This window comes from Pseudomonas sp. NPDC086581, assembly GCF_044746165.1.
In the GTDB taxonomy this organism is placed as follows: Bacteria; Pseudomonadota; Gammaproteobacteria; order Pseudomonadales; family Pseudomonadaceae; genus Pseudomonas.
In genome coordinates this window covers 40,144-48,378 of sequence record NZ_JBIVBR010000023.1, presented here as the reverse complement: position 1 = coordinate 48,378, position 8,235 = coordinate 40,144, and the positions used below count along the sequence as shown (strand labels likewise).

At 65.2% G+C, this 8,235-nt stretch carries 7 protein-coding genes; 1 reads left to right on the top strand and 6 read right to left on the bottom strand.

The annotated features are described in order from the left end of the window. Positions 1-178: 178 nt before the first annotated feature. From zapE to ACIPK7_RS29170, 3 genes are all read right to left on the bottom strand, one after another. Positions 179-1,273 (bottom strand): cell division protein ZapE, encoded by a 1,095-nt coding sequence (zapE, locus tag ACIPK7_RS29180; protein WP_081517474.1) that lies wholly within the window; start codon positions 1,271-1,273, stop codon positions 179-181. Positions 1,274-1,367: 94 nt separating this feature from the next. Then, entirely contained in the window at positions 1,368-2,708 is a 1,341-nt protein-coding gene (locus ACIPK7_RS29175) for a tryptophan--tRNA ligase (protein WP_151189481.1), read from the bottom strand. Between the two features lie 60 nt (positions 2,709-2,768). Beyond that, complete coding sequence (locus ACIPK7_RS29170; protein ID WP_151189480.1) at positions 2,769-3,395, bottom strand: alpha/beta hydrolase; 627 nt, start codon at positions 3,393-3,395, stop codon at positions 2,769-2,771. 139 nt (positions 3,396-3,534) lie between these two features. Between ACIPK7_RS29170 and ACIPK7_RS29165 the strand changes: the two genes are divergently transcribed. Beyond that, positions 3,535-3,975: a YhcB family protein gene (locus tag ACIPK7_RS29165; protein ID WP_045209602.1), complete on the top strand. Its 441-nt coding sequence runs from the start codon at positions 3,535-3,537 to the stop codon at positions 3,973-3,975. A 60-nt stretch (positions 3,976-4,035) separates the two neighbouring features. Here ACIPK7_RS29165 and ACIPK7_RS29160 read toward each other — a convergent pair whose 3' ends face one another. The 3 genes from ACIPK7_RS29160 to ACIPK7_RS29150 form a co-directional block, all read right to left on the bottom strand. Beyond that, positions 4,036-6,492: a TonB-dependent siderophore receptor gene (locus ACIPK7_RS29160; RefSeq protein ID WP_401091814.1), complete on the bottom strand. Its 2,457-nt coding sequence runs from the start codon at positions 6,490-6,492 to the stop codon at positions 4,036-4,038. Between the two features lie 102 nt (positions 6,493-6,594). Continuing rightward, positions 6,595-7,575 (bottom strand): FecR domain-containing protein, encoded by a 981-nt coding sequence (locus ACIPK7_RS29155; protein ID WP_401091812.1) that lies wholly within the window; start codon positions 7,573-7,575, stop codon positions 6,595-6,597. After that, entirely contained in the window at positions 7,572-8,108 is a 537-nt protein-coding gene (locus ACIPK7_RS29150) for a sigma-70 family RNA polymerase sigma factor (protein WP_401091810.1), read from the bottom strand. The genes ACIPK7_RS29155 and ACIPK7_RS29150 overlap by 4 nt, the downstream gene beginning before the upstream one ends. Positions 8,109-8,235: the final 127 nt, after the last annotated feature.

Genomic DNA, 8,235 nt, shown 5'->3' with positions numbered 1-8,235 from the left:
CATGCATGCGCGTACTGATCGTGCGGATCAACGCGATGGTGAGAGACGGCACCGGTTGGAGGACAGGTGCCGTGTGAAGACAGTTGCTCCTACAAGGGGCCCGGCACGGTCGGGACAATCCCCGCACCTAGAAAACGAAAAGGCTGCCCTTGGGCAGCCTTTTTCGTTCATCCGACCATCAGGGACGGTGCGGGCGGCTCAGGTATTCGTGGGACTGCATTTCCAGCAGGCGGCTCAGGGTGCGCTGGAATTCGAACTCCAGGCGGCCACCGGTGTACAGGTCCTTGAGCTCGACCTCGGCGGAGAGGATCAGCTTGACGTTGCGGTCGTAGAACTCGTCCACCAGGTTGATGAAGCGGCGGGCCATGTCGTCCTTGGCCACACCCATCTGCTCGACGTTGGAAATCAGGATCGCGTGGAAGATCTTCGCCAGCTCGATGTAGTCGTTCTGGCTGCGCGGGCCATCGCACAGCTCGCGGAACTCGAACCAGGCCACGTCATCGCAGGTGATGCGCGCGCGGATTTCGCGGTTCTCGATCATCAGAGCGTCATCGCGGGTCGCCGCGGCACATTCCGGGGTCAGCGCCTTGAAGTCGCGGGTCATGGCCTGCTCGGCCTGCTCGGACAGCGGCCAGTGGTACAGCTCGGCCTGTTCCAGGGCGCGCAGGCGGTAGTCCACGCCGCTGTCGACGTTGACCACTTCGGTGTGCTGCTTGACCAGCGCGATGGCCGGCAGGAAGCGGGCACGCTGCAGGCCGTCCTTGTACAGGCCGTCCGGCACGATGTTGGAGGTGGCCACCAGGCTAACGCCGTTCTTGAACAGCTCTTCCAGCAGGGTCGCGAGGATCATCGCGTCGGTGATGTCGGAGACGAAGAATTCGTCGAAGCAGATGACCCGGGCCTCGTCGGCGAAACGCTTGCCGATGATGGTCAGCGGGTTCTTCTCGCCCTTGAGGGTCTTCATTTCCTCGTGGACGCGCTTCATGAAGCGGTGGAAGTGCGTGCGCATCTTCTGCTTGAAGGGCAGCGCCTCGAAGAAGGTATCCACCAGGTAGGTCTTGCCACGGCCGACGCCGCCCCAGAAGTACAGGCCCTTCACCGGCTCCTGGGACTTCTTGCCCAGCAGCTTGCCGAACAGGCCGGTCTTGCCCTTATCGGCGGCGACCAGGTCGTCGTAGAGGCGTTGCAGGTGCTTCACGGCGTTCGCTTGCGCGGCGTCGTGGAAGAAATCGGGGCGTTTCAGGTCTTCCTGGTAGCGCTGAAGAGGCGTCATGATCGGTAGCAAGGCAACGAAAACGGGGGCGCACACTTTAGCGGCGCCCCCGTTGCTTGGCAATTGGCCGGTAGTCGGACCGGCCTGCCAACCCTCACTCCTGCGGAGCGAGAGCCTCACGCAGGCGCTGCATGGCAGCGTCGCGCTCCGCGTCGGTGGAGAACTCCGGGCTGTACGCCACGGCTTCGCCATCCAGGCGCACGCTGAAGGCATTCAGCTCGGCGTGCAGGTCCAGCTCCTCGGCTTGCAGGCGCTTGGTCACCTGGCCCGCGGCCTTGCCGTCGGCGAAGGCGATGGACAGCAGCAGTTGCTCGCCAGCGGCATCCAGCAGGCGGAAGCGGAAGCCGTCGTCCTCGCGGAAGCTGACGAAACGCGCGGCCTTGGCGACCTTCTTCTTGCCTTCGCTGGCCACCTGCACCTGCTCGCGGAACGAGCGCAGGCCGACGGATTCGCGCAGCTCGCCGAGGAACGGAGTAGCGATGCGACGGGCCTTGGCGGCACCGGCCAGGAGGATGTCCTCCAGGTCGGCCGGGCGGGTGATCAGTGCGTGGTAGCGCTCGCGGGCCTCGCCCAGCTCGTTGTCGAGCAGTTCGAACAGGCGCTGCTTGGCCTCGCCCCAGGCCAGGCCACCGAGCAGCTCGGCGCGGAACGCAGCCTGTTGCTCATGGGTGGAGAACGCCTGGTACAGGGTGAACAGGTGCGAGTTGTCCGGGTCCTTCGGCTCACCCGGCGCGCGGGAGTCGGTGACGATGCGCGCTACGGCGTCCTTGAGCTGCTTGGCGCTGCCGAACAGCGGAATGGTGTTGTCGTAACTCTTGGACATCTTGCGACCGTCCAGGCCCGGCAGGGTCGCCACGTCTTCCTCGATCACCACCTCGGGCAGGGTGAACAGTTCCTTGCCGTTGCCGAACAGGTGGTTGAAGCGCTGGCCGATGTCGCGGGCCATTTCCACGTGCTGGATCTGGTCGCGGCCGACCGGCACCTTGTGGGCGTTGAACATCAGGATGTCCGCAGCCATCAGCACCGGGTAGCTGTACAGGCCCATGGTGACGCCGGCGTCCGGGTCTTCACCGGCCTCGACGTTCTTGTCCACCGAGGCCTTGTAGGCGTGGGCGCGATTGAGCAGGCCCTTGGCGCTGACGCAGGTGAGCAGCCAGGTCAGTTCGGGGATTTCGGGAATATCGGACTGGCGATAGAAGGTCGCCTTGTCAGCATCCAGGCCGCAGGCCAGCCAGGTGGCGGCGATCTCCAGGCGCGAACGCTGGATGCGCGCCGGATCATCGCACTTGATCAGCGCGTGGTAGTCGGCCAGGAAGTAGAAGGAGTCTGCCTGCGGATCGCGGCTGGCAACGATGGCCGGGCGGATGGCGCCGGCGTAGTTGCCCAGGTGCGGAGTACCGGTGGTGGTGATGCCGGTCAGGATACGGGTCGTCATGGGAATCCAGGAATCAACACAAATGAAAGGGCGGGCCGGATGGTAACGCGGCTGGCCAACCTAGGCGAGCCGGGCCTGTATCAGGTCCTTGAGCTCGATCAGCTTGCCGTGGAAGAAATGGCTGCACTCGGGGATGCGGATCAGTTCGTGGGGTTTGCTCAGCTCGGCGCTCCAGGCATACACGCGCTCGGGAGTGACCACTTCGTCGGCCTCCGGCTGGATCACCGTGAGCGGGCAGCGCTCGGGCAGGTCGACGTCGAAACGCTCGACCGGCGGCGCCAGCATGAACAGTTGCGCAAGGTCAGCGCCCTCTTCTTCCAGGCGCTCGGCGGCGTTGCCGGCCACGCAGGAGCCGAAGGAGAAGCCCATCAGCGTCAGCGGCAGCCCCGGATGCTGCTCGGCGAGCCAGCGCGCAGCGGCCAGCGCATCGTCGATCTCGCCGCGGCCTTCGGCATAACTGCCGGCGCTCTGACCCACGCCACGAAAATTGAAACGCAGGGTGGCGTATCCTGCATCCCGTGCGGCGCGCTGCAGGGTGGCGACCACCTTGTTCTGCATGGTGCCGGCGAACAGCGGATGCGGATGACAGATCAGCGCGACGCCCCTGGCGTCGGGCGTGGCGAGGTGCAGGGCTTCCAGCTGGCCGTCGGGGCCGTCGAGGAACAGGGGGATTTCGCGGGTGGTCAAACAACAGCTCCGTGACCCCGTGGCGGGTCGTCTCGTCTAGCTCAATACCTGCGCAGGCGGCGAAGCATTCGCCACGGTATACAAGCACAGGTGCAAGCCGCTAACGTAAAGCAAAGCCGTCTATAGAGGAAGGATTCGCGTGGAACAGTCCCTCACCACCTGGTTGCTGCCGCTACTCGCCCTGATCGTCGGGGTCGGCATCGGCTTTCTGATCGCCCGCCTTCTGCCCAACGCCGCGCCCAACAAGCTGCAGCGTCAGGTAGACGACATGCAGGATCGTTTCGATAGCTACCAGCGCGAAGTGGTGACCCACTTCAGCACCTCCGCCAGCCTGATGAAGAAGCTCACCCAGAGCTATCAGGATGTGCAGGAACACCTGTCCGAAGGCGCCGAGCGCCTGGCCCTGGACGAACAGACCAAGCAACGCCTGCTGGCCGCCCTGCACGCCGACGAGTACCCCGAGCGCCGCGAGCGGCTGACCCCGCCGGCAAACAACGAAGCGCCGCGCGACTATGCGCCCAAGACCGGCGACGGCCCGGGCACCCTGGACGAGACGTACGGGCTGAAGAGCAAGTACTGATACCTCGCGCCAAAGAAAAAGCCCCGCCGATGCGGGGCTTTTTCATTCATGCGGCCAGGATTACCAGCGGAAGGTGACGCTACCCAGCAAGGTGCGCTCCTCGCCCCAGTAGCAGCGCCCGGCGTTGTTGCAGCCAGCGACGTATTCCTTGTCCAGCAGGTTCTTCGCGTTCACCTCGGCGGACCAGTGCTCGTCGAGCTGGTAGCCGACGAGCGCGTCCACCAGGGTCACGTCGCCGGTATCCAGCTTGCCGTACAGCGACGCCGGGGTGTAGGCGAATGTGCTGTCGAAGTGCCGTACGCCGCCGCCCACGCGCAGACCTTTGAGATAGCCATCGAGGAAGCGGTAGGTGCCCCAGGCCGAGGCCTGGTTGCGCGGCACGCCGGTCATCTGGTGGTCTTCCAGCAGCGAGCCGGGGGAATCCTTGGTGATCCGCGAGTCGGTGTAGGTATAGGAAGCGGTCAGGCTGAAGTTCTCGGTGATGTCGCTGTTGACCTCCAGCTCCAGCCCCTTGGAACGGCTTTCACCCACCTGCCGGTAGTCGCCGACCGTGCTGTCGTAGATCACGTCGTCGGTCTTGCGCAGGTCATAGACCGAGGCGGTCATCGAGGTGTTCCAGCCCTTGGGCTCGTACTTCACGCCGACTTCGTACTGCTCGCTGGTGGTCGGGTCGAGGGTGCCGGACTTGCTCGACGTCTGCTGGGTCGGTGCAAAGGCCGTGGAGTAGCTGACATAGGGCGACAGGCCATTGTCGAACTGGTACATCAGGCCAGCCTGCCAGGTGAAGTCATGGTCCCAGTAGTCGAGGTCGGCCAGGCCGTTGGTGGTACCGGCGCGGTTGCGGTATTGGCTGTTGACCTCGTCGAGGCGCCCGCCGAGCAGGACAATCCAGTTGTCATAGCGCGTCTGCAGCTGGCCATAGAGGCCGTACATCTTCTGCTCCAGCAGCGCGTCCTGCACATGGATCGGCGTCGTCGGCTTGGTCGTCCACACCGGATCGAACACGTTGACCGAGCCGCCGGCGCCCGCGTCCCAGTCCTGGTTGAACGAGGTACGGTCGAAGCTCGCCCCCACCAGCACGGTATTGGCCAGTTCGCCGGACTGGAAATGCCCCTCGAACTGGTTGTCCAGCGAGTAGGTCATCGACTTGTTGTAGCGGTCGTAGGCGGTGTTGTTGACGTTGGTGCCGAAGCCGCCGTTGTTCAGGTTGCCCGGCCACATCTCGCGGCGGTCGATGCGCGACTGCATGTAGCGCGAGTTCTGGCGGAACTGCCAGGTGTCGTTGAACTGATGGCTGAACTCATAGCCCAGCGTCCAGGCCTCGCGTTCGAACTTGTCCCAGTCCGGGTTGCCGGACAGGGTGTCCTTGTCGATCTTGCCGTTGGGGTTGTGCAGCAGGGTGCCGGCTGCCGGGTAGCCCAGCTCCATCAGCGTGCGGTCGCGCTGGTAGGTCGAGAGCAGCGTCAGCGAGGTCGCATCGTCGAAGTTGAAGGTCATCGACGGGGCAATGTAGATACGGTCATCGGGCTGGTGATCGACCTGGGTGTCGGAGTCGCGGCCGAGCATCACCACGCGACCGAGGATATTGCCCTCGTCGGTCAGCGGGCCGGAGACGTCGACGCCCAGCTGCTTGCGGTCATGGGAGCCGTAGGTCAGCTGGACCTCGCCGCGCGGATCGACGGTCGGGCGCTTGCTGACCAGGTTGACGATGCCACCGGGTGCATTCTCGCCGTAGAGGATCGAGGTCGGGCCGCGAAACACCTCGACACGCTCCAGGCCATAGGGCTCGCTGGTGGTGTCGTAGCGGTTGCCTTGCACGCGCAGGCCGTCGCGCAGCAGGCCGTAGCCCCAGTCGGTGGCATTGAAGCCGCGAATGAAGAACAGGTCGCCGGCCAGACCATCACCGGCGGCGAACGGCGGGGCAAAAATGCCCGGTACGTAGCCCAGCACATCGGTAAGGGTCTGCGACTGCTGGTCCTCCATGCGCTGGCGGGTCACCACCGAGATCGAGCGCGGCGTCTCCGCCAGAGGAGTGCTGGTCTTGCCCGCGGTGGAGCTGACCTTGGCGTTGTAGCCGTTGTCGTCCGCTGGCTCACCGCTCGTACCGCTGCCGATGATCGAGGTCGAATCCATCTGCAGCACGGTGCCGTTCGGGTCCGGTTGCAGCACGTAGCCACCGGACTCCTGCGGCACCGCCTGCAGGCCCGTGCCATCGAGCAGCAACGCCAAGGCACGCTCGACGCTGTAGCGACCATCAAGGCCCTTGCAGGACTTGCCGGCAGTCAGATCGTTGTGGCCGACCAGGTAGATTCCAGCCTGGCTGCTGAACTGGTTGAGCGAGGTCGCCAGGGCGCCCGGCGCGACGTGGTATTCGCGCAGAGCGGCCTGCTCCGTGCCAGAGGCCGCCTGGGCGGGCGAGCTCAGGGGCAGCGCAGCGACGCTGCAGAACGACAACGAGATGGCCAGCGCCAGCGGCCGCCGGGCGAAGCGGCGCGAGGTGGAAGTGGGCGAGTACATGGAATTCCCTGGTTCGGTGCAGTGGGTAAAAGTGCGTTTCCATGGAGTGACCGAACGGGAAACTGAAAAGGGAACCGCTGCGGAAAGTTTTTTCGCGATACCTCAGGCTGACTCGATGCTGACCCACCAGGGCGTCAGACGCCGGACCTGCACCGGCAACGCCGCCGCCAACAGGCGCAACGCCTGGTCACTGTCGTCCAGCGGAAAGGCGCCCATCACCGGCAACTGCGCGACTGCCGGATCACAGCCCAGATAACCGTGGCGATAACGCCCCAGTTCCTCGACCAGTTGCCCCAGCGACATGTTCTCGGCGGTGAGCACATGGCGTACCCAGGACTCCCCTGCCGTCTGTGCTGGCGACACCTCGCCGATGGCGAGGCGCGTGAAGTCGACGCGCTGGCCGGCCTCCAGCACCTGCCGCTCGCCGCTGTCCGCCGTACGAATCTCCACCGCGCCGCTGTAGACATTGAGGCGCGTGGCGTCGCCCAGTTGCCTGACCGCGAAGCGCGTGCCCAGCGCGCGCAGGCGCCCCTGCTCGGTGTCGACGAGGAAAGGCCGCTGCGCGGCGTCCCTGGCGGTGTCCACCAGGACTTCGCCGAAGCGCAGGCGCAGCAGGCGCTGGTCCGGGCCATAGTCGGCGTCTACCGCGCTGATCGCCGCCAGCCAGAGGTGTGTGCCATCGGCGAGGATCGCCTCGCGGGTCTCGGCGGTAGTGGTGCTGTAGTCCGCGCTCCAGCCCTGCACCAGCCTTGGCAAGGCGGTGCCGCGCCAGGTGCCCCAGCCGAGCAACAGGCCGCCACTGAGCACCAGCAGGCTCTTGAGCCCCTGGCGGCGTGAAAGCTGACGCTCGCCGCTGGTCTTGAGCACCCGCCCTGCCAGTTGCCTCTCGCCCTGCAAAGGAGCGAAGCGTTGGCCTATGCGCTCGACGTAATGCCAGGCGGCCTGGTGCTCGGCGTGCAGGTCGAACCACTGGCGCCATTGTGCGTGGAGTTGCGCGCTGGGATTTTCATCCTGCAGCAGCACGTACCAGTTCGCCGCCTGCTGCAGGCTCGCGTGGCTGAGTTTGTCGTCGTGGCCTTTCACTCCACCAGCACTCCGTCCAGCTCGGCTTCCAGTAACGCACAATGCAGGAAGGCCTGGGCGAGATACTTCTTCACCATGCGCTCGGACACCCCCAGCTCCCCGGCGATTTCGCGGTACGGCCAGCCATCGATCTGCGCCAGCAGAAAGGCCCGGCGCACCCTGGCGGGCAGACGCAGCAGCATCGCGTCCACCTGGTGCAGGGTTTCCAGGATCAGCGCCAGTTGCTCGGGCGACGAATGCACCGCTTCGGGCTGCGCGGCCAGGGATTCCAGCCACGCCAGCTCGAGCTGCTGGCGGCGCCACTGGTCGATCACCAGGCCGCGGGCAATGGTCGCGAGGTAAGTTCGCGGCTGGTCGAGGTACACCGCAACGCCCTTGGCGCGCGTCATGAGCACACGCAGGAAGGTGTCCTGGGCGAGGTCGGCGGCGCGCTGCGAGCAGCCGGTCTTGCGCCGAATCCAGCCCTGCAGCCAGCCATGGTGATCAGCATAGAGGCGGTGGATGTCGTGATCCGCGAGTTGTGTACGACCCAATAGCGACACCGCCACACCTGCTATCTAGCAAATAATAATCAGTCTCATTATTAAGCAGCATGCAGGTCGGCGGCAATAGCCATCTGCCAGTGAACGTTCGCGAGTCGTCTCGGGGCTTTGTGCAGGA

Excerpts from the sequence above, each read along its gene's own strand:
- zapE (WP_081517474.1), bottom strand. The coding sequence starts at position 1,273 with ATGACGCCTCTTCAGCGCTACCAGGAAGACCTGAAACGCCCCGATTTC.
- ACIPK7_RS29175 (WP_151189481.1), bottom strand. The coding sequence starts at position 2,708 with ATGACGACCCGTATCCTGACCGGCATCACCACCACCGGTACTCCGCAC.
- ACIPK7_RS29160 (WP_401091814.1), bottom strand. The coding sequence starts at position 6,492 with ATGTACTCGCCCACTTCCACCTCGCGCCGCTTCGCCCGGCGGCCGCTG.